Source organism: Kineosporia succinea, assembly GCF_030811555.1.
GTDB lineage: Bacteria > Actinomycetota > Actinomycetes > Actinomycetales > Kineosporiaceae > Kineosporia > Kineosporia succinea.
Genome location: NZ_JAUSQZ010000001.1, coordinates 4,842,653 through 4,869,302, shown reverse-complemented (window position 1 = coordinate 4,869,302; position 26,650 = coordinate 4,842,653). Strand labels below are relative to the sequence as shown.

The 26,650-nt window shown below is 66.6% G+C and carries 20 protein-coding genes, 3 rRNA genes and 2 pseudogenes; 12 read left to right on the top strand and 13 right to left on the bottom strand.

All coding sequences use genetic code 11. The features are described 5' to 3' along the window. Positions 1-14: 14 nt before the first annotated feature. Complete coding sequence (locus J2S57_RS21185) at positions 15-410, bottom strand: DUF3224 domain-containing protein (RefSeq protein WP_307245695.1); 396 nt, start codon at positions 408-410, stop codon at positions 15-17. 47 nt (positions 411-457) lie between these two features. Further along, positions 458-1,783 carry an MFS transporter gene (locus J2S57_RS21180; protein ID WP_307245693.1) on the bottom strand — a complete coding sequence of 442 codons (1,326 nt, stop codon included), beginning with the start codon at positions 1,781-1,783 and terminating at the stop codon, positions 458-460. 59 nt (positions 1,784-1,842) lie between these two features. On the opposite strand from J2S57_RS21180, the gene J2S57_RS21175 reads away from it, so the two are divergent. Next, the gene (locus J2S57_RS21175) at positions 1,843-2,529 is read left to right on the top strand and encodes a GntR family transcriptional regulator (RefSeq protein WP_307245691.1); all 687 of its coding nucleotides are present in this window, start codon (positions 1,843-1,845) and stop codon (positions 2,527-2,529) included. Here J2S57_RS21175 and J2S57_RS21170 read toward each other — a convergent pair. The 3 genes from J2S57_RS21170 to J2S57_RS21160 form a co-directional block, all read right to left on the bottom strand. Further along, positions 2,495-3,586, bottom strand: a complete 1,092-nt coding sequence (locus J2S57_RS21170) for a zinc ribbon domain-containing protein (protein WP_307245689.1) — start codon at positions 3,584-3,586, stop codon at positions 2,495-2,497. The two genes, J2S57_RS21175 and J2S57_RS21170, sit on opposite strands and share 35 nt — an antisense overlap. 150 nt (positions 3,587-3,736) lie before the next feature. Further along, complete coding sequence (locus J2S57_RS21165; RefSeq protein ID WP_307245687.1) at positions 3,737-4,183, bottom strand: MarR family winged helix-turn-helix transcriptional regulator; 447 nt, start codon at positions 4,181-4,183, stop codon at positions 3,737-3,739. Beyond that, a complete protein-coding gene (locus J2S57_RS21160) occupies positions 4,180-4,782 on the bottom strand; it encodes a hypothetical protein (RefSeq protein WP_307245685.1) in 603 nt (200 codons plus the stop codon). Before J2S57_RS21160 ends, J2S57_RS21165 begins: the two co-directional genes overlap by 4 nt. 19 nt (positions 4,783-4,801) lie before the next feature. On the opposite strand from J2S57_RS21160, the pseudogene J2S57_RS35400 reads away from it, so the two are divergent. Further along, positions 4,802-5,245: pseudogene (locus tag J2S57_RS35400) on the top strand (ABC transporter substrate-binding protein); the annotation flags it as partial. A 70-nt stretch (positions 5,246-5,315) separates the two neighbouring features. Continuing rightward, complete coding sequence (locus J2S57_RS21150; protein ID WP_307245681.1) at positions 5,316-5,732, top strand: ATP-binding cassette domain-containing protein; 417 nt, start codon at positions 5,316-5,318, stop codon at positions 5,730-5,732. A 212-nt stretch (positions 5,733-5,944) separates the two neighbouring features. Here J2S57_RS21150 and J2S57_RS21145 read toward each other — a convergent pair. Beyond that, positions 5,945-6,163, bottom strand: a pseudogene (locus J2S57_RS21145) (hypothetical protein); the annotation flags it as partial. On the opposite strand from J2S57_RS21145, the gene J2S57_RS21140 reads away from it, so the two are divergent. From J2S57_RS21140 to J2S57_RS21115, 6 genes are all read left to right on the top strand, one after another. Next, positions 6,145-7,065, top strand: a complete 921-nt coding sequence (locus J2S57_RS21140) for an SDR family oxidoreductase (RefSeq protein ID WP_307245678.1) — start codon at positions 6,145-6,147, stop codon at positions 7,063-7,065. The pseudogene J2S57_RS21145 and the gene J2S57_RS21140 sit on opposite strands and share 19 nt — an antisense overlap. Before the next feature lie 85 nt (positions 7,066-7,150). Next, on the top strand, positions 7,151-7,687 hold the full coding sequence (locus tag J2S57_RS21135; protein ID WP_307245676.1) for a SigE family RNA polymerase sigma factor: 537 nt from the start codon (positions 7,151-7,153) through the stop codon (positions 7,685-7,687). Between the two features lie 46 nt (positions 7,688-7,733). Further along, positions 7,734-8,396: a hypothetical protein gene (locus tag J2S57_RS21130; RefSeq protein WP_307245674.1), complete on the top strand. Its 663-nt coding sequence runs from the start codon at positions 7,734-7,736 to the stop codon at positions 8,394-8,396. A gap of 255 nt (positions 8,397-8,651) precedes the next feature. Then, positions 8,652-10,445 (top strand): pectate lyase-like domain-containing protein, encoded by a 1,794-nt coding sequence (locus J2S57_RS21125; RefSeq protein ID WP_370882692.1) that lies wholly within the window; start codon positions 8,652-8,654, stop codon positions 10,443-10,445. A 127-nt stretch (positions 10,446-10,572) separates the two neighbouring features. Then, entirely contained in the window at positions 10,573-10,992 is a 420-nt protein-coding gene (locus tag J2S57_RS21120) for a DUF6069 family protein (RefSeq protein WP_307245669.1), read from the top strand. 89 nt (positions 10,993-11,081) lie between these two features. Beyond that, on the top strand, positions 11,082-11,447 hold the full coding sequence (locus tag J2S57_RS21115; RefSeq protein ID WP_307245667.1) for a hypothetical protein: 366 nt from the start codon (positions 11,082-11,084) through the stop codon (positions 11,445-11,447). A 100-nt stretch (positions 11,448-11,547) separates the two neighbouring features. Here J2S57_RS21115 and rrf read toward each other — a convergent pair. The 6 genes from rrf to J2S57_RS21085 form a co-directional block, all read right to left on the bottom strand. Further along, positions 11,548-11,664, bottom strand: a 5S ribosomal RNA gene (gene rrf / locus J2S57_RS21110). Positions 11,665-11,767: 103 nt separating this feature from the next. Beyond that, positions 11,768-14,894, bottom strand: a 23S ribosomal RNA gene (locus J2S57_RS21105). A gap of 420 nt (positions 14,895-15,314) precedes the next feature. Next, positions 15,315-16,831, bottom strand: a 16S ribosomal RNA gene (locus J2S57_RS21100). The 16S, 23S and 5S rRNA genes sit together here, the layout of an rRNA operon. A 1,229-nt stretch (positions 16,832-18,060) precedes the next feature. Then, the gene (locus J2S57_RS21095; RefSeq protein ID WP_307245665.1) at positions 18,061-20,274 is read right to left on the bottom strand and encodes a HelD family protein; all 2,214 of its coding nucleotides are present in this window, start codon (positions 20,272-20,274) and stop codon (positions 18,061-18,063) included. Between the two features lie 135 nt (positions 20,275-20,409). Then, on the bottom strand, positions 20,410-21,303 hold the full coding sequence (locus tag J2S57_RS21090; RefSeq protein ID WP_307245663.1) for a hypothetical protein: 894 nt from the start codon (positions 21,301-21,303) through the stop codon (positions 20,410-20,412). A 202-nt stretch (positions 21,304-21,505) separates the two neighbouring features. Further along, the gene (locus J2S57_RS21085) at positions 21,506-22,090 is read right to left on the bottom strand and encodes a Fic family protein (protein ID WP_307245661.1); all 585 of its coding nucleotides are present in this window, start codon (positions 22,088-22,090) and stop codon (positions 21,506-21,508) included. Between the two features lie 272 nt (positions 22,091-22,362). Between J2S57_RS21085 and J2S57_RS21080 the strand changes: the two genes are divergently transcribed. Both J2S57_RS21080 and J2S57_RS21075 read left to right on the top strand, forming a co-directional pair. After that, positions 22,363-24,456, top strand: a complete 2,094-nt coding sequence (locus J2S57_RS21080) for a DEAD/DEAH box helicase (RefSeq protein ID WP_307245659.1) — start codon at positions 22,363-22,365, stop codon at positions 24,454-24,456. Between the two features lie 169 nt (positions 24,457-24,625). Next, entirely contained in the window at positions 24,626-25,027 is a 402-nt protein-coding gene (locus tag J2S57_RS21075) for a beta-sandwich lipoprotein (RefSeq protein ID WP_307245657.1), read from the top strand. A 141-nt stretch (positions 25,028-25,168) separates the two neighbouring features. On the opposite strand, the gene J2S57_RS21070 is transcribed toward J2S57_RS21075, so the two are convergent. Further along, positions 25,169-25,831 carry a hypothetical protein gene (locus J2S57_RS21070; protein WP_307245655.1) on the bottom strand — a complete coding sequence of 221 codons (663 nt, stop codon included), beginning with the start codon at positions 25,829-25,831 and terminating at the stop codon, positions 25,169-25,171. A 140-nt stretch (positions 25,832-25,971) separates the two neighbouring features. On the opposite strand from J2S57_RS21070, the gene J2S57_RS21065 reads away from it, so the two are divergent. After that, a complete protein-coding gene (locus tag J2S57_RS21065; RefSeq protein ID WP_307245653.1) occupies positions 25,972-26,580 on the top strand; it encodes a hypothetical protein in 609 nt (202 codons plus the stop codon). Positions 26,581-26,650: the final 70 nt, after the last annotated feature.

Below are 26,650 nucleotides of genomic sequence, written 5' to 3'. Positions count from 1 at the left end.
CCCGGCCGGAGTTCTCACGCCCCGACGAACGTGAGCACGAACGTCACCGCAGCGCCGTTCTCGTCGTGCCGGAACTCCACCGACCCCGTCGCCCCCTCGAGTTCGCCCGTGCCGCAACCAGGAACGACGTTCCCGAACGACGTCCCCACCCCGCCGCCCACGATGCCGCCGTGCTGATAGACCAGGGCACCCGAACGTCCGTCGACGGAACCCTCGAAACGCTCACTGGCGACGTACCCCTGACCGCCCTCGGACCGGGCCGCCAGCAGCCGGGCCACACTGGTACCGGTGACCGCTCCGGAGAACTCCTTCTCCACCAGCACCTGGCTGAGCGTCTGCCCCTCGGCCGGTTCCTGATAGACCTCCGCGTCCCAGCGCTTGATCTCGAACGATGCCACGATCTCCGTCATGGGCACGACGCTAAGGACCTGAACGGCGTTCGTCTTGAAGATTCGCGTCAGCCCGTCCGGTGCTGGTCCCGGGCCGGCACCAGCGGGATCGACAGCAGCGGCATCACCGCCACCAGCGCGAACGCCAGCGGGTATCCGGCCAGCGCGATCAGCGCCCCGATCCCCGGCCCCACCGCCGAGGCCGCGACATACTGCCCGGTGTTCTGGATCCCGACCGCCTTGCCCGACCACGACGACCCGGCCGCCTCGACGATCGACGTGAACGCCAGCCCGTTGTCGGCCACGCTGACCGTGGTCGCCACGATCAGCAGGATCCCCGAGACCAGGCCCCGGTCAAGGGCGCTCGTCACGGCCAGCGCCAGCATGACCAGCACGCAGCTCACCGCCACGAGCCGCAGGACGCGCACCCGGCTTCCGACCCGGTCGCTGGCGGAACCCACCAGGATCCGGCCGATTCCGCCGGTGAACTGCGCGATCGCGATCATCAACCCGGCCGCCGTCGGGTCCCAGCCCTGCCCGACCGTCAGCCAGACCAGCCCGAACGTGCTCAGCGTGAACTGCGGCACGACCAGCAGGAGCGAGACCAGGTGGATGCGAGCCAGAAAACGGTTGCCCCGATAGGGATTCGGGTCGACGGGGCTCGCGGGTGCGTCGCGGTCCGTCCCCAGGCCCGAGGACGCGTGTACGTCACCTTTCGCTCCCGGGCGTGAGGACGCGGGTCCGCTGCGGTCCGCGGCCAGGCCGGCGGACGCGCGCAGCGGGGTTCCCGGGTCCGTCTGTGCCTGCGCGGCGGGCCCGTTCGCGATCCCGACCGCACACGCGAAGGCCAGAACGCCCAGGCAGATCCCGGCCAGCAGCAGCGGCGCCCCGGTGCCGAACCGGCCGGCCAGCGGCGGCACGACCAGCGCCGCGACGGCCACCCCCAGCGGCTGCGACATCTGCCGGATCCCCATGGCCAGCCCCCGCCGCGAGCGCGGGAACCAGGCCGCGACGATCTTGCCGCTCGTGGCACTGGTGCAGGCCGTGGCCCCGCCGCCCAGGAGCAGCAGCCCGGCCAGCCACCACAGGTCGTCGACGGGTGCCGCGACCAGGGCGAAACCCGAGCTCAGCGCCAGTCCGGCGACCAGCACCCAGCGTTCGGCATACCGGTCGGCCAGTACTCCCCACAGCACCAGGGTGAACACCAGCCCGATGTTGGGGGCGGCGGCCAGCCATCCCGCACTGGCCAGCGACTCCCCCCGCTCGACGTGCAGCAACGGGATCAGGTAGGCCGGGATGCTGGTCAGCAGCACGCCCGCGGCCTGGGCCGCGACCCCGAGGCCGAGCATGCGCCAGGCAGCACGGGGCACGGTCTCGGCGGGTGGGGCGTTCATCGGGATCTCCTTGCGGTACCGTAATGGCGTACCCAATTGGTATACCAAAGGATCTCGACATGACAACCGCCGCCGAGGCCACGCCCTACTCCGTCCTGAGGGCGGCGATCCTGTCGCTGAAACTCATGCCCGGCGAGAAACTCAGTGAGCGGGGGCTGGAATCGATGCTGAAGGCCTCCCGCACCCCGATCCGCGCAGCGCTGATGAGCCTGGCCAACGAGGGGCTCACCCAGCGGGCCGGCCGCGGCTGGCAGGTCACCCCGATCGACCTGGCCGAGGTCCGCGCGGTGATGGAGTACCGGGAGGCGCTGGAGTCCGCGTCGGTGCGCCTGGCCGTCGAGCGCGCCGAGGCCGAAGAGCTCGACGCCCTGGGCGATCTCGCCCGCTCACACAGTGACGACGAGGAGACCGTGCTGCGTGAGGGCGGTGACTTCCACGTGGCCCTGGCCCGGCTCTCGCGCAACCGGTTCCTGGCCGACGGCATGAGCGGGGCCCTGACCCGCCTCAGCCGCACCCGATGGCTGGAGGTGCAGTCGGCCACCTCCCGGGCCCAGGCCCAAGACGAGCACCTGGCCATCATCGCCGCGGTCACCGACCGGGACGCGGAACTGGCCGCCGAGCGCGTCGTCTCGCACTGCCGGGGCACCCGCGAGCGCCTGCTCAGTCACCTCGACGGCGAGAGGCGGCGGCTGCGGGGCCGGGGATTCTCGATCATCGAGTCGTCGACCGCGCCGCAGCCTCTCTAGCGCCGGGCCGAACAAGCCCGCGGCCGATCGCCACACCCGCGAGCAGCACCAGCCCGGCCACCTGCAGCCAGAGTCCGGGCAGACCGTGGATCCGGAGCTCCACGCGGCCGGCCGCGAGCAGGTCGCGCAGGTCCTGGCTCAGCAGGGGCAGCACCCGATCGGTGCGCAGCTGCAGCACGAGCAGGAACACCGACCCGGCCAGCGCAGCCGCGACCCCGCCGAAACCCGCCACCACGAGCGATGTCCGAGCCATGGATCCGGCGACGACCACCACGAACACGGCCACCAGCATCGTGAGCAGCAGTGACGTCGCCGACCACCCGGACTGCTCACCGAGGCTGCAGCACCGGCTGCGCGCGACCTCGATCCCCCCACGGATGTCCTGGCTCTCCACGCTGGTCACGAGGATCTCGCGGCTGGGCAGGGCGGATCCGACGGCCCCGATCAGCACCGCACCGGCCGCAGCCAGGATCCAGGCCCCGGTGCCCGTCGTGAAGCGCACTCCCGCGGCGCCGACCGCGACCAGACCGGCAACCAGCAGCAGTGCGGTCGAGGCGAACGAGATGAGCTGCCCCGGGCCGAGGGTGCTGCGCGAGGCCACCAGCGCCTCGATGTCGTTGAGGTACGCCGGGAGCCAGACCAGGGTGACGGCGCTGAGGAGCACGGCCCCGGTCGGCCGGGTGGAGCGCGCCACCGTCAGCCCGGCCCCCAGCCCCCACGCCACCAGGGTCGGGAGGTTGAACCAGACGGTGACGGCGTCTTCGATCAGCCGCGTGCCCTCACCGTCGTACGGCACGAACAGAGCCAGCAGCGCCCCGACCGCCCCGAGGACGGCGACGACGGACGCGAGCCGGCCGGCCAGATCCGCCGGCGAGGACTTCGTGGCCCGGGGCACGGTGCCGATGACGGTGGCGTCCTGCTCCCACGCCTGGGCCGGTCGGGGCGCGTGTCCCGCCGGCGCCGACGGTTGCGGAGGATCCGGCACCGGCGCGGCGCAGCGGGCGCAGAACCGCCAGGTGTTCTCCAGCGGTGCCCCGCACCGCGTGCAGTGTCGCACGGCCCGTCCTCCTCAGCTCCGCCCCGATCGCCCCGATTCTGGCATTCGATCGTGACCCGCTGAAGAGGCACTGAAGGGATGTGGCGGCCCACGGTCACTGACGCACACCGCGTCCAGATCGACAGATGCCCGATGGTGGACGCGCCGGGCTCAGGGGGCGCCCGCGTCCAGTTCCCGTCGGATCACGGTGAGCACGTCGTCCATCCCCTGGACGAACTCGGCGAACCGGCCCGTGGGCATGTCACCGAAAAGCTGCCCGGCGAGAACCTTCTGCCCCTTCCGCAGATCGGCCACGGTCTCCGATCCCTTGGCCGTGAACGTCACCAGCGTCGCCCGCCGGTCGCCCGGATGCGGCTCCCGCGTCACGAAACCGGTCTCCACCAGTCCGTCGACGATCCCCGTCACGTTGCGCGCCGTCACCCCCAGCGCCTGCGCCAGCGCCCGCTGCGACGATGGGCCGAGCTCGGCCAGCACCCACAGCGCGTGCGTGCGGGCGGCCGTCAGCCCCCGCCGCTCGAAATCCCGCCGCATGTCGGCATTCAGCAGCACGACCAGCTCGAGCAGCTTGTCCAGGGCGTCTTCCGGGCCGGCCGTCACCGGACGGGATCTTTGCGATACTGCCTCGCCAGCGCCAGCAGCGCCTGCGGATCATCGGCCCAGAACCGCAGCGACGTGATCTCCTCGTCGCGGTCGGGCAGGCTCACCACCACCGGCTCCCGCAGCTCCACGTGCAGGTTGGTCTGGCTGGTGACCGCGACGTGCAGCACCCCGCCGAGCATCTGGAACGTCTTCGACGTGTCGAGATTCGTGACCTGGAGCGAGATCCCGGCCATGTCCGCCCAGCCGAGACGCGCACTGAACATCACCCCGTTGCGCACGACCAGCCCGTCCGGCCCGGCCTCGTGCGGGTTCACCTTCATGCTCGCCAGCATCCCGAGCATGAAGATCACACCCCACAGGCCCAGCACCAGCAGGATCACCCGCGCGACCGGCCAGCGGTGCAGCAGGAAGTCGACGCCGATCGTCTCGGCCGCCGACACCCCGATGAACGCCCAGTACAGCGCCACCGTCGGCATCGTGTAGGCGAACGCCGTGGCACCGGCCGACGTCCGTGGCCTGCGAAAGATCCAGCGGTACAGGCTCACCCACCCACCGGCCTCCATCCGGCCGGCCCGGGCCATCAGCGACGTGGTCATACCGGCACTGTAGGCGATAGTGAAGCACCTACACAATGTCCTACCTACACGACTCACAAATTTCAGATGCTTCGAACCCGTCAGCATCACCCACGCCCTGGGCGCCGCCGAGATCGAGGCCGAGCCCGAGCGCACCGTCACCCTCGGCCAGGGCTCCATTGAGACCGCGATCGCCCTCGGCACCGTGCCCGTCGGTATCGAGGAGTACCCCTGGGGCAGCGACGACACCGGGTACATGCCGTGGATCTACGAGGCGGTGACGAAGAAGGGCGCCGCGCTGCCGAAGCAGTTCACCGGCGCCACCGAGCTCGACATGGAGTCGATCGTCGACCGCGAGCCCGACCTGATCCTGGCGCCCTGGTCGAGTGTCACCCAGGAGCAGTACGACGTGCTCAAGGACATCGCATCCACCATCGCGTACCCCGAGGTGGCCTGGACCATCACCTGGGACGAGCAGATCCGCACCATCGGCCGGGCCCTGGGCCAGGCCGACGACGCCGAGAAGCTGATCACCACGATCAACACCCCGCTGAGTGAGCGTCGAGCTGAGGGACGCGGCAGCCCAGCTGGCCGCGTACCTGACGTTCACCGTGCCCGACGGCGAGTTCACCGCCGTCATCAGGCCGAACGGCTGCGGCAGGTCCACCCTGCTCGAGGCCCTCGCCCGGGTGCTGCGGCCCGACGCCGGGCGGGTCCTGCTCGACGGCGCCGACGTGCGCTCCCTGCGTCCCAAAGCCTTTGCCCGGCAGGTCGCCTCACTCCCCCAGCACCCGATCGCCCCGGAGTCGCTGCGGGTGCGCGACCTGGTCGCGCGGGGCCGGCATCCCTACCACTCGCTGCTGCGGCAGTGGCTACCGGGGGACGCGGCGGTGGTCGAGGAGGCCATGGCCGCCACCGGGGTGGACGGGCTGGGCGACCGGCTGCTGACCGACCTGTCCGGGGGCCAGTAGTCACGCATGTTGCGCACCCGGTGCCAGGCCCGGGTGCCCTCGGTGACGTGGGGCAGCGTCTGCTCGGCCAGTGTGAGCCGGCTGGCCAGATACTGCTGCTCGGCCGCCAGGAAGCCGGCCCAGACGTCTTCGTCCATCACGCTGTAGTGCGATCGCTCGCCCGCACGCCGCACGAAACCCCGCTCGACCAGCGCCCGCGTGTAACCCGACACCGAACCGGCACTGACGCCCAGCTGCTCGGCGAGCTCGCTCGGGCTGACCCCCTCGGACTCGTCGACCAGCAGGTAACCCACGATCAGCCCTTCGATGCGGGAGGCACCGGTGGCCGCCAGGAGTCGGCGAAACGTTCGACGAACTGCCGGGACTGGGGATCGTGCATGACAACAGTATTCCAGTCCGGCAGGGTGGGGGCATGACTGGTTCGCAGGCATTGCAGGGCAAGGTTGCTCTCGTGGCCGGAGCGACGCGAGGGGCGGGCCGCGGCATCGCCGTCGAGCTCGGCGCCGCCGGGGCCACCGTCTACTGCACCGGGCGCACCACGCGCGAGAAACCCTCGGAGTACGGCCGTCCCGAGACGATCGAGGAGACCGCCGAACTCGTCACGGCCGCCGGCGGCACCGGGATCGCCGTGCCCACCGACCATCTCGACCACGCGGCCGTCGAGGCGCTGGTCGCCACGATCCGCTCCGGGCCCGGCCGGCTCGACGTGCTGGTCAACGACATCTGGGGCGGTGAGAACCTTTTCGAGTGGAACAAGCCGGTCTGGGAGCACGACCTGACCAACGGCCTGCGCCTGCTGCACCTGGCCATCGACACCCACCTGGTCACCGCGCACTTCGCCCTGCCGCTGCTCATCGAGAACCCGGGCGGGCTGCTGGTCGAGGTCACCGACGGCACGGCCGAGTACAACGCCACGAACTACCGCCTCAACCCGTTCTACGACCTGGCCAAGGTCGGCGTGAACCGGATGGGCTGGTCACACGCCCAAGACCTGAAAAAGCACGGTGCCACCTCGGTTTCGCTCAGCCCGGGCTGGATGCGGTCCGAGATCATGCTCGACGCCTACGAGGTGGGTGAGCAGAACTGGCGTGACGCCCTGGCCAAGGAGGCGCACTTCGAGATCTCCGAGACCCCGCGCTACACCGGCCGGGCCGTGGCCGCGCTGGCCGCCGATCCGGAGAGGGCGCGCTGGAACGGTCAGTCCCTGTCCAGCGGGCAGCTCGCGCAGGAGTACGGGTTCACCGACCTCGACGGGTCGCAGCCGGACGCGTGGCGCTACCTGGTGGAGGTGCAGGACCCGGGCAGGCCGGCCGACGTGACCGGGTACCGGTAGTCACGTCCGGAAAACTTCTGGGAGCCGATGCAACCCCGCTCATTTCCGGTTCCGTCGTTCCAGACATGAGCAAGCAGGAGAAAGCATGAGGGACGAGGAGTTCCTGGCCTTCGTCGCCGAACGCCGGGGCCACCTGGTGCGGACCGCCGTGCTGCTGACGGCGGGCGACCGGCACCTGGCCGAGGACCTCACGCAGACCACGCTGACGCAGCTGTACGTGCGGTGGGCGGCCTTCCGGGCCGCGCGCAATCCCGACGCGTACGTCCGCCGATGCCTGGTGAACGCCCTGATCGACGAGAAGCGCCGGCCCTGGCACCGGGAGCAGGTCACGGAGGAGATCCCCGACTCCGTGTCGTCGTTCATGCCGTTCGAGGACGCCGACCCGGACGTGCGCACGGAGGCGCTGTACGCCGGGTTGCGGGAGCTGCCGCCCCGGATGCGTGCGGTGCTCGTGCTGCGGTACTTCCACGACCTGAACGTCGAGGAGACCGCGGAGGCTCTGTCCTGCTCCGGCGGGACGGTCAAGAGCCAGGCCGCACGCGCCCTCACGAAGCTGCGCCGGGGAATGTCCGCGCGGCTGTCCCCCACCCCTCTGCGTCCGAATGGAGCCTTTCGTGCCTGACCTGCGCGCTCTGATGAACGAAGCCGTTGCTGACCTCCCCGAGGAGATGACCAGAGTGACCCCCGAGACGCTCGAGACCGACCTCGCCCGCGCCCAGCAGGGCCAGGCCCGTGAGCGTTCCGCCCGCACCCGCCGTTTCCTGATCCCGATCGGCATCGCCGCCGCGGCGGCCGGCATCGTCACGGTGACGATGCTGAACGGCGGTTCCGCCGACCCCGAGGCTCCCGTCCAGGCCGGGGCGCCCACCTCGTCCTCCAGCAGTGACACCACCGACCTGGCCATCTCCCTGGTGTCGTACTCGGGCAAGCAGCCGGTCGGCTTCACCATCGACAAGGTGCCGGACGGCTGGGAGGTGCAGGCCGTCAACACCAGCGAGCTGCTCGTGGCGCCGCCCGGCGCCAACCAGGACCCGAGCAACTACGAGGGCAAGATCTACGTCAGTCTCAGCCCCGACCTGTCGCTGGACGATCTCAAGGACAAGCGCTCGATCAAGGTCGGCGACGCCACCGGAACGCTGTACCTCATGGGCAGCGGCTGGGACATGGAGAAGGGCGAGGGCATCTACGGGCCCGACTCCTCGACCGGTCTGGTGCTGCCCGGTGACCTGACGTTCCAGTTCCCGGCCGAGCTGAAGTGGGACGACGCCACGATCGCCGAGTTCGCCGCGGGTGTGCACAGCACCGACGACGCGGTTCCGGGCCTCGGCTGACTGATCTGACCGTCGCACCAGCCGCTTCCACGATCGCGACGTGGAGGCGGCCGGTGGTGTTCGGGGTGCGTCACATCATGCCGGGCTCGCGTCACGGTCATGAACTCCTCAAATGCCGTATACAGCCTTGACGGGTGCTTCGTGGGGGCAACAGGCTCGTGGGCGAGCCTTCCCTGAATCAAGCTCACGAGGAGTCCCGTGTCCCCCGCAACACACACCGGCCGGCTGCGCAGCCGCTGGTCCCTGACCGTCCTGATGGCGTCCGTGCTCGCCCTGATCGCGGGCTTCATGGCCTACACCCAGATGGGTTCGGCCAGCGCCGTGAACAGCTCCGCGGCCGAGGAGTCGGAGGAGCTGCCCACCTCCGACACCCCCGACTTCGGCGAGAACGTCAAGATCTTCGACCCGGGCACGTCCGCGGCCACGATCCAGGCGGCCGTCGACGAGGCCTTCGACGCGCAGGAGAACAACCCCACCGCGCAGTTCGGCGACCAGCGCTACGCCTTCCTGTTCAAACCCGGTACCTACGGACGTGTCTGGGCGAACCTGGGTTTCTACACCTCGGTCGCGGGCCTGGGTCTGAACCCCGACGACGTCACGATCAACGGCGCGATCAACGTGGACTCCGGGTGGAACTACGGCGACACCGCCAACGCCACCCAGAACTTCTGGCGCAGCGTGGAGAACCTGGCGATCGCGCCCGAGGACGGCACCAACCGCTGGGCCGTCTCGCAGGCCGCGCCGATGCGCCGCGTGCACGTCAAGGGCAACCTGACGCTCGCCCCGTCGAACCAGGACAACGGCCAGGGCTACGCCAGCGGCGGCTACCTCGCCGACAGCCAGGTCGACGGCACGGTCTCGTCCGGCTCGCAGCAGCAGTGGTACACCCGCGACAGTGACATCGGCGCCTGGGAGGGCGGGGTCTGGAACATGACCTACTCCGGTGTGAAGGGCGCTCCGGCCAACGCGTTCCCGGACAAGCCGCACACCACGCTCGAGACCACGCCGACCACGCGGGAGAAGCCGTACCTGTACGTCGACTCCGACGACAAGTACCAGGTGTTCGTGCCGGCCCTGCAGCACGACTCGTCCGGCACGAGCTGGCCGGACACCAAGGGCACGTCGATCCCGATGAGCAAGTTCTACGTGGCCAAGCCCGGTGACAGCGCGGCCCGCATCAACGCGGCGCTCGAGCAGGGCCTGAACCTGTTCTTCACCCCCGGCACCTACGAGCTCGACGAGACCGTCAAGGTCACCCGGCCCGACACGGTCGTCACCGGCATCGGTTTCCCGACGCTGATCCCCACCGCGGGCAACACCGCGCTGAGTGTCGCTGACGTGGACGGGGTCTCGGTCAGCGGCCTGACCTTCGACGCGGGCACGACCAACAGCGACACCCTGATGACGGTCGGCACCGCCGGTTCGCACACCGATCACGCCGAGAACCCGGCCAGCATCCAGGACGTGTTCTTCCGGATCGGCTCGAGCGTCCAGGGCAAGGCGACCACCACCCTGGCCGTGAACAGCGACGACACGATCATCGACCACATCTGGGCCTGGCGTGCCGACCACGGTGGCGCGGCCACGGGCTGGGACGTGAACACCGGCGACACGGGGCTTCTCGTGAACGGTGACGACGTGCTGGCCACCGGCCTGTTCGTCGAGCACTACCAGAAGGACGAGGTGGTCTGGAACGGTGACCGCGGCGAGACGATCTTCTTCCAGAACGAGAAGCCGTACGACGTGCCCGATCAGAAGTCGTGGATGAACGGCTCCCAGAACGGTTACGCCGCCTACAAGGTCGCCGACGACGTGACCGAACACCAGCTCTGGGGCGGGGGCTCGTATGCGTTCTTCAACAGCAACCCCGACGTGAAGCTCGACCACAGCTTCGAGGTGCCGGACAAGGAAGGCGTCAGCCTGCACAGCATCCTGACGGTCTCCCTCGGTGACGTCGGCACGATCAGCAACGTCGTCAACAACACCGGCGGCGCCGTGCCGAACCCGGCCGGCAACACGACGCCGCGCAACGTGGTGTCGTACCCGTAACCGCAGCACCGTCCGGCCCCGCGCGTCCATTCGTGCGGGGCCGGTCTCTTTTGCCCGGTGCGATGACTTGGGCGGCTCGCCGACGTCCTAGTTCGTGACCGATCCGAGAAGCCGGAGGAACCTCGCCATGGACACCACCGCCGTTTCCCCACGCCTGTCCCCGCTCGTGCGCACCGGTGTGCTGGCCACGCTCGTCGCCGTGGTCGTCAACACCCTCGCGGCCGGGCTCGCCCTGGCGCTGGGGGTGGACTTCGAGCTGCCCGACGGTGGTGAGTCCATCCCGCTGCCCGGCTTCGCCATGATGACCGGCATCTTCTCGCTGATCGGCGTGGCCCTCGCCGCGGGGCTGGCGCGCTGGAGTCCTCGTCCTGCGGCACATTTCCTGGGGACGACGGTGGTGCTGACGGCGATCTCGCTGGTGCCGCCGTTCCTCGTGAACGGCAACGCGGGCACGGTCATCGCCCTGATCGCACTGCACCTGATTCCGGCGGCGGTGATGATTCCGGTGCTGACGCGGAGCCTGCGGGTCTTTCCGGCGCGGCGGTGAAGTGGTTGTTCAGCAGCGATCCAGAGCGCGAAGCCAGTCTGGAAGCTCGAGCCGGATCTCTGATCGGAGTGTGCGTGAACCTGAAACGTATGGCAGTCGCCCTGACCTCGGTGCTCCTGGCCACCGCCGGAACGGTCGCCGGCGCGCAGTCGGCCCAGGCCGTGGCTGAGGTGAATGTTCGGCTCTGCAACAGCAACCCCCAGGTCACCTTTCACGTCAACGACCTGACCAGGGGATTTGCCGTCTACAGCGGAAGGGCCGACACCTGCGTCGCCACGAAACTCTACGCGGGTGACGTCTTCTCGGTTCAGGTGCACGCCCTGCTGAACCCGGCCCTGGTGCGGCAGGCGTCGGGCGGCGGCAACGTCATCTCGGGCAGTTGCGGCAGCAATACTCATGTGCTGCTGGTGCGGGGAACCACCTACACCGACGCCACATACATCTACGCCTGCTGATCCGCACTATTCTCGGTCGGCAAACGCAGAAGTGGCGGCCCGCGCCGCTCCAGCCTTTTTCAGGCTGGGCGGGGGCCGCCACTTCTGTCTTTCAATGATTGTCCGGCGATGTCCTACTCTCCCACACCGTAACCAGTGCAGTACCATCGGCGCAGGCAGGCTTAGCTTCCGGGTTCGGAATGAGACCGGGCGTTTCCCTGCCGCTATGATCGCCGTAACTCTACCGGCACAACCAGCCACCCTCGTGGGTGGGCGTGGTCGTTTCCCGTGAACCGCATAGTGGACGTGAACAATCTTTACGCGCTCAACTCAACGAGTGAGTGAGTAAGTCATCGGCATATTAGTACCGGTCAGCTTCACAAGTCTTCAGTCCTTGCTTCCACATCCGGCCTATCAACCCAGTAGTCTAGCTGGGAGCCTCTCACACCTCGAGGGTGCATGGAAACCTCATCTTGAAGCGAGCTTCCCGCTTAGATGCCTTCAGCGGTTATCCCTTCCGAACGTAGCTAACCAGCGGTGCCCTTGGCAGGACAACTGGCACACCAGAGGTTCGTCCGTCCCGGTCCTCTCGTACTAGGGACAGCCCTTCTCAAGTTTCCAACGCGCGCAGCGGATAGGGACCGAACTGTCTCACGACGTTCTAAACCCAGCTCGCGTACCGCTTTAATGGGCGAACAGCCCAACCCTTGGGACCTACTCCAGCCCCAGGATGCGACGAGCCGACATCGAGGTGCCAAACCATGCCGTCGATATGGACTCTTGGGCAAGATCAGCCTGTTATCCCCGGGGTACCTTTTATCCGTTGAGCGACAGCGCTTCCACAAGCCACTGCCGGATCACTAGTCCCGACTTTCGTCCCTGCTCGACCTGTCGGTCTCACAGTCAAGCTCCCTTGTGCACTTACACTCGACACCTGATTGCCAACCAGGCTGAGGGAACCTTTGGGCGCCTCCGTTACTCTTTAGGAGGCAACCGCCCCAGTTAAACTACCCACCAGGCACTGTCCCTGATCCGGATCACGGACCAAAGTTAGACATCCAGAACGACCAGAGTGGTATTTCAACGTCGACTCCACCAACACTAGCGTGCCGGCTTCACAGTCTCCCACCTATCCTACACAAGCCGTACCGAACACCAATACCAAGCTATAGTAAAGGTCCCGGGGTCTTTCCGTCCTGCTGCGCGTAACGAGCATCTTTACTCGTAGTGCAATTTCGCCGAGTTCGCGGTTGAGACAGCGGAGAAGTCGTTACGCCATTCGTGCAGGTCGGAACTTACCCGACAAGGAATTTCGCTACCTTAGGATGGTTATAGTTACCACCGCCGTTTACTGGCGCTTAAGTTCTCAGCTTCGCCCCGAAAGGCTGACCGGTCCCCTTAACGTTCCAGCACCGGGCAGGCGTCAGTCCGTATACATCGTCTTGCGACTTCGCACGGACCTGTGTTTTTAGTAAACAGTCGCTTCTCCCTGGTCTCTGCGGCCCTCAAACGCTCACCGGAGCAAGTCCAGGTCACGCCTCAGGCCCCCCTTCTCCCGAAGTTACGGGGGCATTTTGCCGAGTTCCTTAACCACGATTCACTCGATCGCCTTAGTATTCTCTACCTGACCACCTGAGTCGGTTTAGGGTACGGGCGGCTCGAACCTCGCTAGATGCTTTTCTCGACAGCATAGGATCACCCACTTCCCGCCAATGCGGTCATCATCACATCTCAGGCTCATCATCAAAGAAAGAACTGCGGATTTGCCTACAGCTCGCCCTACATGCTTAAACGTGGACAACCATCGCCACGCGGAGGCTACCTTCCTGTGTCACACCATCGCTTAACTACTACCAGTCCAGGTCACAGGCTCAACTCCTTCGGCCCGAAAGCCGGCAGAGCATCACGAGTTTAGTATCGCTGGGTTCGCTATGGGCGGTTCTACGCCGGTACGGGAATATCAACCCGTTGTCCATCGACTACGCCTGTCGGCCTCGCCTTAGGTCCCGACTTACCCAGGGCGGATTAGCCTGGCCCTGGAACCCTTGGTCATTCGGCGGACGGGTTTCTCACCCGTCTTTCGCTACTCATGCCTGCATTCTCACTCGTGTGGCGTCCACGCCTGGGTCACCCCGACGCTTCACTCGCCACACGACGCTCCCCTACCCATCTGTTCCCCTGAAAGCCGGATCAAGCCGGTCTAGGGTCATGAACAAATGCCACAGCTTCGGCGGTGTACTTGAGCCCCGCTACATTGTCGGCGCGGAATCACTTGACCAGTGAGCTATTACGCACTCTTTAAAGGGTGGCTGCTTCTAAGCCAACCTCCTGGTTGTCACAGCAACTCCACATCCTTTCCCACTTAGCACACGCTTAGGGGCCTTAGCTGGTGATCTGGGCTGTTTCCCTCTCGACTACGAAGCTTATCCCCCGCAGTCTCACTGCCACGCTCTCACTTACCGGCATTCGGAGTTTGGCTGACGTCAGTAACCTTGTAGGGCCCATTAGCCATCCAGTAGCTCTACCTCCGGCAAGAAACACGCAACGCTGCACCTAAATGCATTTCGGGGAGAACCAGCTATCACGGAGTTTGATTGGCCTTTCACCCCTACCCACAGCTCATCCCCCAGGTTTTCAACCCTGGTGGGTTCGGTCCTCCACGCGGTCTTACCCGCGCTTCAACCTGGCCATGGGTAGATCACTCCGCTTCGGGTCTAGAGCATGCGACTGATTCGCCCTGTTCGGACTCGCTTTCGCTACGGCTACCCCACACGGGTTAACCTCGCCACACACCACTAACTCGCAGGCTCATTCTTCAAAAGGCACGCCGTCACCCCGCAAGGCTCCGACGGATTGTAGGCACACGGTTTCAGGTACTATTTCACTCCCCTCCCGGGGTACTTTTCATCTTTCCCTCACGGTACTAGTCCGCTATCGGTCACCAGGGAGTATTTAGGCTTAGCAGGTGGTCCTGCCAGATTCACACGAGATTCCACGAGCCCCGTGCTACTTGGGAAACCATTAAGTGAGACCATGACATTTCGTCTACGGGACTAACACCCTCTACGGTCGCCCATTCAATGACGTTCGACTATGACATGATTTTCTGACTCACCCGACACTCGACAGCGCGCCGAAAACAGCTCCCACAACCCCGGACATGCAACGCCTGTCAGCTATCACACACGCCCGGTTTGGCCTCATCCGCTTTCGCTCGCCACTACTCACGGAATCACTGTTGTTTTCTCTTCCTGACGGTACTGAGATGTTTCACTTCCCGTCGTGCCCTCCCAACACCCTATATATTCAGGTGCAGGTGACTGGACTTGCCTCCAGCCGGGTTACCCCATTCGGAAATCCTCGAATCACAGCTCGGTTGCCAGCTCCTCGAGGCTTATCGCAGGCTCCTACGTCCTTCATCGGCTCCTGGTGCCAAGACATCCACCGTGTGCCCTTAAAAACTTACCAACACACCCCACCCACAAAGGGCAGGATGCACTCGGAAAAATTAAGCACAGAATTAAAGATGCTCACGTCCACTATGCAGTTCACAAGCAACGAACACACACAACCCTCAAGCTCACCAATTACCCCACCGCCGGCACGAGACCCGCTGCGAGGCACTGTGATGAAGGACTGTCATGCCTTCGGACGCAGACCCTCACAGGCCCACTTCCTAAGTTCACGGCCCACCAAGTCCGAAGACTCACTGGCCCGCTCCCTCAGGACCCAACAGTGCATCCCCATCTCCGCCCCGGAGATGAGAGCCAACCGATGTTCCACCCTGAGCAGTCACCCCAGAACCAGGCCAGCCACGAATATGACCGGCTCACTGTCTGGGCAATGACATTCCTCTGAGCCTCACGAAGAGACTTGAGTGCTCCTTAGAAAGGAGGTGATCCAGCCGCACCTTCCGGTACGGCTACCTTGTTACGACTTCGTCCTAATCGCCAGTCCCACCTTCGACGACTCCCTCCCTTACGGGTTAGGCCATCGGCTTCGGGTGTTACCGACTTTCATGACGTGACGGGCGGTGTGTACAAGGCCCGGGAACGTATTCACCGCAGCGTTGCTGATCTGCGATTACTAGCGACTCCGACTTCACGGGGTCGAGTTGCAGACCCCGATCCGAACTGAGACCAGCTTTTTGGGATTCGCTCCACCTCACGGTCTCGCAGCCCTTTGTACTGGCCATTGTAGCATGCGTGAAGCCCAAGACATAAGGGGCATGATGATTTGACGTCATCCCCACCTTCCTCCGAGTTGACCCCGGCAGTCTCCCATGAGTCCCCACCATAACGTGCTGGCAACATGGAACGAGGGTTGCGCTCGTTGCGGGACTTAACCCAACATCTCACGACACGAGCTGACGACAACCATGCACCACCTGTGAGGCGCCCTTGCGGACCCCGTATCTCTACGAGTTTTCACCCCATGTCAAGCCTTGGTAAGGTTCTTCGCGTTGCATCGAATTAATCCGCATGCTCCGCCGCTTGTGCGGGCCCCCGTCAATTCCTTTGAGTTTTAGCCTTGCGGCCGTACTCCCCAGGCGGGGCGCTTAATGCGTTAGCTGCGGCGCAGAACACGTGGAATGTGCCCCACACCTAGCGCCCAACGTTTACGGCATGGACTACCAGGGTATCTAATCCTGTTCGCTCCCCATGCTTTCGCTCCTCAGCGTCAGTAGTGGCCCAGAGACCCGCCTTCGCCACCGGTGTTCCTCCTGATATCTGCGCATTTCACCGCTACACCAGGAATTCCAGTCTCCCCTACCACACTCTAGCCTGCCCGTACCCACTGCACGCCCAGAGTTAAGCCCTAGGTTTTCACAGCAGACGCGACAGACCGCCTACGAGCTCTTTACGCCCAATAATTCCGGACAACGCTTGCACCCTACGTATTACCGCGGCTGCTGGCACGTAGTTAGCCGGTGCTTCTTCTGCAGGTACCGTCACTTGCGCTTCTTCCCTGCTGAAAGAGGTTTACGACCCGAAGGCCTTCATCCCTCACGCGGCGTCGCTGCGTCAGGCTTTCGCCCATTGCGCAATATTCCCCACTGCTGCCTCCCGTAGGAGTCTGGGCCGTGTCTCAGTCCCAGTGTGGCCGGTCGCCCTCTCAGGCCGGCTACCCGTCGTCGCCTTGGTAGGCCATTACCCCACCAACAAGCTGATAGGCCGCGAGCTCATCCCTGACCGAAAAACTTTCCACACACAGACCATGCAGCCATGTGTCATATCCGGTATTAGCCACCGTTTCCCGTGGTTATCCCAGAGTCAGAGGCAGATTACTCACGTGTTACTCACCCGTTCGCCACTGATCCCCTCCGAAGAGGTTCACCGTTCGACTTGCATGTGTTAAGCACGCCGCCAGCGTTCGTCCTGAGCCAGGATCAAACTCTCCGTAAATAAACTTTCTAACGAAAGCCATTGCGAAGTGTTGCAAGAATCCTGACCAACAACTCCGATCCCGTTACCCAGACCACCGACGGGGGTCGATGACCTGCAGAACCGAAGACCATTAGCCAGAGACCATCCCAATCGGGACAATCATTTGGCATCGGTTGTTCAGATGCACTGTTGAGTTCTCAAGGAGCGGACGCTCAGAACTTCCTGCCTTTCGGCGTTCCGTCCTGGCGACGTGTTAAACATTAGAGCGTTTCCAGCGCCCCGGTCAAATCCGCCATTCCAGCGAATTTCACCGAAGATAGAGCTCTCCCCTCAATCGGCAGGACATGGCGAATAGAGCCCACCCGCAAGGGCGCGCCAGCATCTACTCATGCCTTGATCAAAGAGGAAGGTTCACGACCCAGGACCGGCCACTTGGTGTCCGGTGCTCCTGCGGTGCTCGCTGTTCACGGCTGTGACCGGCGAAAAACCCTTGGAGAACATTACCAGCGTTCTGACGCGCCGGTGACCATCGGCACGCGACGCCGGTCACAGTCCGGAATCGGTAGCTCGACGCCTCCACGCCCCTCAACCCTCCCGGCAACCCTCCCGGTTCAGGACGCTGCATCACGATGACGCGTCCCTTACCCACGCGTCCCACCACCACGCGTCCCCTCCCAGGTATCCGCACCACGTCCCGCTACACGCACGCACTACATGCATCCCGCACCCACGAGTCGGTTACGCATCCCCGCCACGCACCCCTACACGGCACCCTCCACACGCCAGCCACACGCCAGCCACACGCAGTGACGACCGCAGTAACGACCGCACTGGCGACCCGACCGGCACCCGTACCGCCCCCGGGTGGCGACCGGGGCGTCCCTCATTGGGGGTTGTCAGCAGAAGGCACCGCAGCGCAGCCAGGCACGAGATTCGCGGTGCTTTCGATTATCGATAATCGAAAGCACCGCGGATTTCCCTGGGGCCAGGTCGCGCGACGGGTATGAACCACGGGACCACGAAACCGAGGGACCGAGGGCCCACAAACCGAGGGCTGCAGGGCCGAGGGCTGCAGGGCCGAGGGCTGCAGGGCTGCAAGGCGGAAAAGCCAAGTGCGGCGGAGCCGCAGGGCCGAGGGGCCGCGGGCCGAGGAGCCGCAGGGCCGCGTGGCCAAGGAGCCGCGGGCCCAGGGACCGCGGGCCGCGAAAGTCAGGCGTCGCCGGCTCGCCTCGCGTGGGCGGTGAGCGTCAGGGAGCTCGGCCGGTTCGGCGGCGCTCTAGTTCGTCGGCGAGCGCGGTGACGATCGCTGTCCACAGGCGGGGTTGGGCGGTGGTGGCGATGTCCTCGGCGAGGCGGGAGCCCAGACTGGCGGCGAAGTCGGCGCTGAACCGGTCGAGTCCGGGTTCGGGCTTCGGCGGGGGTTTCTGGTTGCCCTGCAGAGAGGGGACGTCGAGCGGCTGGGTCTGTCCGAGCACGGGGAGAACGTCGCCGCTGTGCACGACCGTGAGGTGTTTGGTGGTGCGGGTGAGGGCGACGTAGAGCAGGCGCAGGCCGTGGGCGCCCTCGACGGCGATGGACGTGGGTTCGACCACGACGACGGCCTCGAACTCGAGGCCCTTGGCGTCGGTGGCGCCGACCAGGTTGATGCTGGCGCCGAGGGTTCCGCCGCGGGTGTCCTGGTAGTGGACGTCGTGCTGGTTGAGGACCTCGACGACGGCAGCGCGTTGCTCGTCGGCGCAGATGATGCCGACGAAGAGCCCTCGGGCGGCGTATTCGCGCGCGGCGCGAACGGTTTCGGGGCCGAGGTCACCGGCCGGGACCTCGCGCAGGTCGGGTTCGGCGGGGCCGATGCGCACGACCTGGGGTGCTTCGACGTTCGGGGCGGAGTGGGGCAGGAGCTGGGCGGCGAGGGCGTAGACCTGCTGGGGGACGCGGTAGCCGAGTTTGAGGGGTGCGATCGCGGCGGGGTGGCGGTGGCGCAGGGCGGTGACGACGTCGTCCCAGCTGTCGCGGGCCGCGGGGCCGGTGGACTGGGCCAGGTCGCCGAGCACGGTGTAGGAGCCGCTGCGGCTACGGCGGCGCACGGATCGCAGCTGCATGCCGGACAGGTCCTGGGCCTCGTCGAGCACGATATGGCCGTACTGGGTGACGCTGCCGGTCAGGAGCATGTCGGCCTCGTCGAGCAGGGCGACGTCGGCGGTGCTCCAGCCTTCGTCGGAGACCCGGTCGGAGGCGGGGCGGAACAGGTGGGCGACCTCGGCGGCGGTGAAGTGCTCGCCGGCGGCGGACAGGAGCCGGTCGCGGGAGCCGAACAGGTCGCGCAGGAACACCTGCGGGGTGAGTGAGGGCCACAGCCGTTCGAGGGCGGCCTCGATCACGGCGGCACTGGCCTGGGTGCCGCGGCGGGCTCGGGCGGTGGTGGCGGCGGTGAGCCAGCTGCGCATCGCGGTGCGGCCCGCGCCGTAACTACTGGCCTGGTTGATGGAGCGGCGCAGGGCGTCTTCGACCTCAGGACGGAAGAAGGAGGCGACGGTGCCGACGTCCAGTTGTGCGGCTCGTTCGGGGAAACGGATGCGCTGGACGAGGCCGCGCATGAGCAGTTGCTGCATGCGGGGCTCTCCCTTGATGCGGGTGACCTCGGGGTGTTCCTGGCGACCGGTGCCGGGCTGCGGGCCGAGGCCGCGCAGGTCGCGGTGCTCGACCTGGTGGTCGCCGAGACCGGGCAGGACCTGGCGGATGTAACGGGTGAAGGTGGGGTTGGGGCCGACGACGAGGACGTCGGAGGGGGCGAGCTGGTCGGCGTGGTTGAACAGGAGCCAGGAGACCCGGTGCAGTCCGACGACCGTTTTCCCGGTGCCCGGGCCGCCCTGGACGATCAGGAGCTGCTCGAGCGGTGCGCGCACCAGTTCGTACTGCATGGCGTGGATGGTCTGGACGATGTCGCGCATCTCGCCGGTGCGTGCGGCGTCGAGTTCACGCAGGACCGCGTCGTCGATGCCCTCGTTCTCGAGGGCGGTGAGGTCGTCGACGCGGGCGGCCAGATCGGCGAAGACGACGTCGTCGAAGCTGAGGATGCGGTTGCGCTCGACCTCGAACGTACGCTTGCGCACGACGCCTTTCGGGTCGTCGTAGGTAGCGGTGAAGTAGGGGGACGCGCCGGGGGCCTTCCAGCTGATGACGAGCAGCTCGCCCTCGTCGTCGCGGATGACGCGCTTGCCGACGTAGTAGAGCTCGCCGTCGTCGGAGTCGAAGCGGCCCATGGCGACGGCCTCGTCAGGGTCACCGAGCTGGTCGAGGTGCTCTCGGGCGGCCCGGCCGACGGCCACGGCGGCCTTGCCCCCGACCGCGGCGGCCGCGGCGCCGCCGAGGGTCTGGCGGCTGCGTTCGCGGGCGTCCCAGGCGACGTCGAAGTACTTCTGTTCCCGCGAGATCTCTTCCTGATCGGCGGATTCGACGCTCATCCGGCTGGTCCTCCCCGTACGCGCGGCCTGGCCGGCCGCGACAGCAGGTCGGGCTCTGCGCCCGGGCCGTCAGGGGGCCGGGGCCATCATCGCTCACACCGGGTGTGCAGATCTACCGAATTCGTCAGATACCGCTTACTTGACCTTGGCCAGCCAGGCGACCACGTCGTCCTCAGGCAGGAGACCCTCGACGCGCAGAAGGGGCGCCATCAACGGGTACTGACGGCCGGTGTTCCAGGTGCGCGTGTACGGTTCGGGCTCGAGAACGACCACGCGCACGCCGTCGAGACAGGGGATGTCGGCAGGGGTGCCCTCGTTCCAGATCCACTCGCCGTTCGCGTCGACCATGTTCCAGCTGCCGCGGATCCCGCCGTCGGGCTGCAGGTCCTCCCCCGTGCCGGCGGCGGCGACCTCGACGACGCTCGGGGCGCGGCCGGGCAGCAGGCCTTCGGCCGGGTCACCGATGAGCGCGGCGGCCAGCAGGGTCAGCAGCTGGAAGTTGTCGCCGATCCCGCCGATCCTCACCCGGTAGCCGCGGCCGGTGCCGGCGAAGCCGCGGTCGAGGACGATCAGCGGCTCGTCGTCCAGAACGACCAGGAGCTTGAACAGCCACTCGGCGCTGCCGAAGATCTCGCGCACCGCGCCGACCGCCGCGGTCAGCCGCTCGCGCTGCGGAAGGTGGGTGCGGACGTCGGCGCGCTGGCACAGGAACAGGACCGGCTGGATCCAGGCGTTGCCGGAGTACCAGGCCTGCGTCAGCATCTGGATGTCGCGTTCGTCGAGGCCGAGGTCGTCGGCGGCGCCGGCGAGACGTTCGAGGGTGCGGTCTTCCTGCTCGTGGTCGTCGGGACGCGGCAGTTCGCCGGGGTAGAGCTGCGTGAAACGTACTGCGGTCTCCATGACTTCGATGGCGCGGTCGACCAGGACCGGCATCACCGCACGGGGGTCGGTGGCCAGGTCGGCCATGCCGCCGACGAGCTGGGCCACCTCGCCGCCCATCGCGTAGGGCAGGTGCAGGGCGGGTTCCATCCGCGTGATGGCGGCCTGGATGTCCTCGGGGGGTGGACGCGGGGGTCGCCTGGGCGATGGCGGCCAGGGCGCTGTCGAAGGCTTCGAAATCGCGCGCGTCGATGGCTCGCCGGAGCTCATCGACGTGGGCTGCGAGGGTGGTCATGGGAGGGATCCTATTGATCCCTTTTGAGATCTATGCACCCTCAGAACGACGGCGCGGTCAGGCCGGACGAGCAGGCACGGGCCGGTTCGGCACCGACTGCCGAGTGTCCCAGTGGGTGCTGGCCATCCTGCGTTCGGCGATCGTGAGCAACTCGAACACCTCACGGGCCAAGTACCCGGTCGTCTTCCTGTCCACCTGCTTGCGCGACAGGATGCTGGCTTCGGCCAGGTCCTGCAGGGCCCGGTTCGCGGCCCCGAACGAGATTCCCAGCAACCGCTCGGCGCTGGCCGCTGTGACCAGTGGCGCTTCCGACAACAGCCCAAGCAGCCGCGCAGCCGCAGAGTCGGCCCGAGGACGATCCCGGGTGCCTCGTGCCTGGCGGTGCCGTGTCAAACGCTGGTCCCGGTCGCTGCGGAGCTCGCCCAGCTCCTCGGCGAACGTAGCCGCCTGCTCCACCGCAATCTGAACGGCCTCCAGAAACATCCTGATCCAGGCACCGGTGCCGGCCTGCGCCGCCTCACCGAACGCCGGGCCGTCGTAGCGGTATGCCGTGAGCGTGGAAACGTAGGCGTCCGAGCGGGTCAGCATCACCAGGCTGACGGGCAGAACCGCTCCGCGCACCAGCCCTCGGCGAGCGAGCACGGTATGGATCAGGGCCCGGCCGACCCTTCCGTTGCCCTGGTGAGGGCCTGCGCCCGGCCCGGCTCGCCGCCGCGCCCTCTCCCCTGTTCTGGCAGCTGTCCCGGAGCCGCATCCCGCCGATCCCCGCCGACGACGAGCAGCGCTTCCTCGCCGACTTCTACCCGCAGCTGGCCCGCCACGTCGAGGTCGTCTCCCCCGACGGCTCTTTCACGCCGCCGCAGACCCAACCGCCCGTCCTCGAGCTGACCGTCACACCCCTCGGCGATCACCGCATGCGCCTGGAATGGGCGTGGGCCTACCGCCTGGGTGACGCCACGCGACACGAACCCCTCCAGGTCTCCCCCTCCTCCCCCGGGCGCGACACCGGTGCCGAGCAACGCGTCCTCCATGAGGTTCTGCCCCTGCTCACCGGGCTGACCCAGCGCACGGCCGCGGGACTGATGCCTGCACCCACCACGGTTCAGGGGCTCGAGACCGCACGACTCATGAGCGAGCTGATCCCGCAGCTACGCAGCCGGCCCGACGTCGACGTGCGCCTGGCCGTGGCCGACGTCCTCGACTACCGGCAGGCCGAAGACGCACCGGTCATCACCTTCGCGCCGTCAGGCAACACCGGTTCGCACGACTGGTTCGACCTCTCGGTCACCGTCACCGTCGAAGACCACGTCATCCCGTTCAACCAGCTCTTCGTCGCCCTCGCCCAGGAACAGAGCGAACTGCTGCTCGACAACGGCGTCTGGTTCACGCTCGAGCGCGACGAGTTCCGCCGTCTGGCCGTGCTCATCGCAGAATCGCGCGAGCTCCTCGACGCCCCCGCCGACACCGTCCGTCTCAGTCGCTTCCACGCCGGCCTGTGGGACGAACTCGAGCAACTGGGCATCATCGACGCCCAGGCCAGCAGCTGGCGCGAGTCCGTGCAGGCGCTGAGCGCGCTCGCCGAGCTTCCCGACCACAAGCCTCCCGCCGGTCTGGACGCCACCCTGCGCCCGTACCAGGAAGACGGATTCCGCTGGCTGGCGACCATCTTCGACCATCGACTCGGCGGCGTGCTGGCCGACGACATGGGTCTGGGCAAGACCCTGCAGACGCTGGCTCTCTTTCAGCACTCGCGTGAGAAGAGCGGCGAGGAGCGGCCGTTCCTGGTCGTCGCGCCCACCAGCGTGGTGCCGAACTGGGCCGCCGAAGCCGCCCGCTTCACCCCTTCGCTCGGGGTGACGACCATCTCGGCAACCGCAGCGCGCCGCGGTCACGACGTGGCCGAAGCGGTTCGAGGGATGGACGTGGTGGTCACCTCGTACACGCTGTTCCGGCTGGAGTTCACTCAGTACTGTCAAATCGACTGGGCCGGGCTGGTTCTCGATGAGGCCCAGGCCGTCAAGAACCGCCAGAGCGCGGGCTACCGCAGCGCGCGCGAACTGCAGGCCGACTTCAAGCTCGCCATCACGGGCACGCCGATGGAGAACAACCTGATGGAGCTGTGGTCGTTGTTCTCGATCACCTCCCCCGGCCTGTTCCCCCGCCCCGACCGGTTCTCGGACTACTACCGCAAGCCCATCGAGCGTCAGGAAGCACCCGAGCGCCTCGAGCAGTTGCGGCGCCGCATCGCACCCCTGATGCTGCGGCGCAAGAAGGAGGTGGTCGCGGCCGACCTCCCTGAAAGGCAGGAGCAGATCATGGAACTGGAGCTGCTGCCCCGCCACCGCACGATCTACCAGAAGTACCTGCAGCGCGAACGGCAGAAGGTGCTCGGGCTGCTCGGCGACCTGAACCGGAACCGCTTCGAGATCTTCCGCTCGCTCACCCTCCTGCGCCAGGCCGCCCTGGCCGCCGGGCTGGTCGACCCGGCTCACGACAACGTCCCCAGCACCAAACTCGACGCCCTGCTCGAGCAGCTGACCGACATCGCCGCCGAAGGCCACCGGGTGCTGGTGTTCAGCCAGTTCACCCGCTTCCTCGAACGCGCGGCCGACCGGCTGCAACAGGCCGGGCTCGCCTACGACTACCTCGACGGCAAGACCCGCAACCGCGCTCGCGTGATCTCCGGGTTCCGCACAGGCACCGCGCCGGTGTTCCTGATCAGCCTGAAAGCCGGTGGCTCGGGCCTGAACCTGACCGAGGCCGACTACGTCTTCCTGCTCGATCCCTGGTGGAACCCGGCCGTGGAGGCCCAGGCGGTCGACCGTGCCCACCGCATCGGCCAGACCCGCAAGGTCATGGTCTACCGGCTGGTCGCGAAAGACACGATCGAGGAGAAGGTCATGGCGCTCAAGGCCCGTAAGAGTGCTCTGGCCGACAGCGTTCTCGACGGTGACGAGATGAGCTCGGCGGCGCTCACGGCTGACGACATCCGTGACCTGCTGGCATGAGCCCTGCCGTCTCGGAGTGATGCGCCCTGCGGGAGGAGGAACGGAGCGAAGCGTCTTCTGAGGTCGATCGCCTCAGTCCTCCCACAACCACAGGCTCTCCGGCAGTCGTGCCGGTTTCTGTAGCATCGCGCCCACGATCAAGAACCAGCTCCCCCGAAAGGAACCACGCATGCACGGAAGACGCGTCGTTCTGGCCATCGCCACGGCCGGCTCAGCTCTCCTGGGCCTCACCGCCTGCACGACCGAGGCCGAGAGCGTCAACGACAACCTGAGCAAGGACGCCGACAACTTCAAGGTCGCCCGCAGGATCACCTTCGTCAACGGCATCACCGACAAGGTCATCCTGGAGGCCCAGGGGCTCTGCTCGGTCGATCCCGGCGACGCCAACCGCATGTTCGTCACCTGCAAGGACAACAACGGCGAGTACGTCCGGCACTCACTCGGCAAGAGCGACAACGTGTTCTGGTTCGTCGAGCAGCTCGAGGCCACGGACACCTCGACCAGCGCCTACCGCTTCGTCATGCGGCCCGACTCGCTGATTCCTGAGGCCAGCGTCGAGTCCAGCGAATAGTCTCGCTGTGTCCATGAACCGGCCGTCGCGGATACCGTTCCGCGACGGCTTCAGCGGCCTGCGCCGGTACCCCACGGACTTCACACCGCGCGCCATCTGCTCGGGGCTACATCTTGCAAGATTGAGGACGCGTCGGTCGGGTCACCGGGGAATCTCCCAGGTCGTGACGGTCAGGTTCACGGCATTGTCCTTGGTCACCGAATTGACGACGATGCGGGCCATCTTGGTCCGGGCGGGTTCGTTGACAGCCCCGAGCCCGTTCGTCACGGCGCACAGCACCAGGTCCTGACTGACCTCGACCTCGGAATCGACCGGTGAGAGCTGGATTTCCTGGGCGCACTCGTCGGGCGTCACCGTCGGCGACTTGCCCAGGGCGACGTCGTTCAGCTGGAAGCTCAGCTTCGGCTGAGCGAGGCCCGTGCGGAACGAGACGTCATAGGCCTCGTTGGTCGCGTTGACGAGCGGCTGGTCCAGATCGACATACCTGGTCTCCCCGCCCACCAACCGCATCTGCACGTCTTCCCGCACGAGACTGTACGACGCACCCGGCGACGGCAGGGTCGTCACCAGAGGCTCTTCGGAGGCGCTCGCGGTCACGTCTTGGGCTGGAGTGACCTCGACCGTGGTGGCCTGCGGTTCGGCAGTCGCCCCCTCGGTACTCGCCGCGGCGGGGGTCCGCTGGGGCTCGGCCACCACTGTGGTTCCCGCCCGGCCGTACGCGAGTACCGCGACCACCAGGGAAACACCCGACACAATGGTCGCCAGCAGGGCCCAGACCAGCGGATTACGAATCTTGGACAGCACGGAGTTCCCCCACCTCGTTGTCCCTGAAGTTCTCACCTTCCGGTGAAACCAGATGATAGAAGTGAAGTCGGGCGCGCGCAGGCATTCTTCACATTGCGCACGAGGGACGCGGCACGAACCATCCAGGGGGATGAACCGGAATGGCGACTCGCAGCGCGCGTGACCGGCCGGCCGAGTTCTGGATAGCGGTCATCGGTTGCGTGGCCGGTGTGATCGGAGCCGCCGCGGCCGTGGCCGTCTTCGTGATCCCGGCCGCGACCGGCGAAGACCCCTCCCCGCCCCCGACCACCGGGGAGACCACCCCTCCCCCGACCACCCCGGCGTCCACTCTCAGCACCGAAGCCAGCACAGACGTCCGCTATCTGGTCGATCTGAAACCAAGTGCGGGAGCGGGCTTTCTGGAGACAACAGGCCAGGACCTGAGCATCTCGTGCCCGACGAATCAGTCCGACGACGTCGAGCACGAGGTCACCTATACGCTGCCCACCGAATACACCCAGCTCACCACCGACATGACGGTCGGCGGCGAGGCGGATGCGGAGGCCACCGCGTCTCTTCAGCTGTTCGTGCAGCGACGCGTCGACCGCAACGACGCCCAGACCCAGGCCGGTGACGCCCTGGTGCTCAAACAGGGTGCCAGAGGCGCTTTTACACGACCGCTGGGCGGCGCCACCACGTTGACGCTCCGAGTTCGCTGCACATCGCGGGATCAGGTGGTCAAGCTGGCCGGGCCGCGGGTGACGCGATGAGCCCTACGCCGTTGTGAGCGCCATTCCTGAACTCTGCGGCGTCGCGGCTGCTTGTCGATCACCTCGGATC

Coding starts and splice junctions, on each gene's coding strand:
- J2S57_RS21080 (WP_307245659.1), top strand. CDS start 22,363: ATGCGCCTGGAATGGGCGTGGGCCTACCGCCTGGGTGACGCCACGCGA.
- J2S57_RS21115 (WP_307245667.1), top strand. CDS start 11,082: ATGGCAGTCGCCCTGACCTCGGTGCTCCTGGCCACCGCCGGAACGGTC.
- J2S57_RS21185 (WP_307245695.1), bottom strand. CDS start 410: ATGACGGAGATCGTGGCATCGTTCGAGATCAAGCGCTGGGACGCGGAG.
- J2S57_RS21130 (WP_307245674.1), top strand. CDS start 7,734: ATGACCAGAGTGACCCCCGAGACGCTCGAGACCGACCTCGCCCGCGCC.
- J2S57_RS21125 (WP_370882692.1), top strand. CDS start 8,652: ATGGCGTCCGTGCTCGCCCTGATCGCGGGCTTCATGGCCTACACCCAG.
- J2S57_RS21180 (WP_307245693.1), bottom strand. CDS start 1,783: ATGAACGCCCCACCCGCCGAGACCGTGCCCCGTGCTGCCTGGCGCATG.
- J2S57_RS21090 (WP_307245663.1), bottom strand. CDS start 21,303: ATGGAACCCGCCCTGCACCTGCCCTACGCGATGGGCGGCGAGGTGGCC.
- J2S57_RS21075 (WP_307245657.1), top strand. CDS start 24,626: ATGCACGGAAGACGCGTCGTTCTGGCCATCGCCACGGCCGGCTCAGCT.
- J2S57_RS21140 (WP_307245678.1), top strand. CDS start 6,145: ATGACTGGTTCGCAGGCATTGCAGGGCAAGGTTGCTCTCGTGGCCGGA.
- J2S57_RS21065 (WP_307245653.1), top strand. CDS start 25,972: ATGGCGACTCGCAGCGCGCGTGACCGGCCGGCCGAGTTCTGGATAGCG.
- J2S57_RS21120 (WP_307245669.1), top strand. CDS start 10,573: ATGGACACCACCGCCGTTTCCCCACGCCTGTCCCCGCTCGTGCGCACC.
- J2S57_RS21175 (WP_307245691.1), top strand. CDS start 1,843: ATGACAACCGCCGCCGAGGCCACGCCCTACTCCGTCCTGAGGGCGGCG.
- J2S57_RS21095 (WP_307245665.1), bottom strand. CDS start 20,274: ATGAGCGTCGAATCCGCCGATCAGGAAGAGATCTCGCGGGAACAGAAG.
- J2S57_RS21160 (WP_307245685.1), bottom strand. CDS start 4,782: ATGACCACGTCGCTGATGGCCCGGGCCGGCCGGATGGAGGCCGGTGGG.
- J2S57_RS21135 (WP_307245676.1), top strand. CDS start 7,151: ATGAGGGACGAGGAGTTCCTGGCCTTCGTCGCCGAACGCCGGGGCCAC.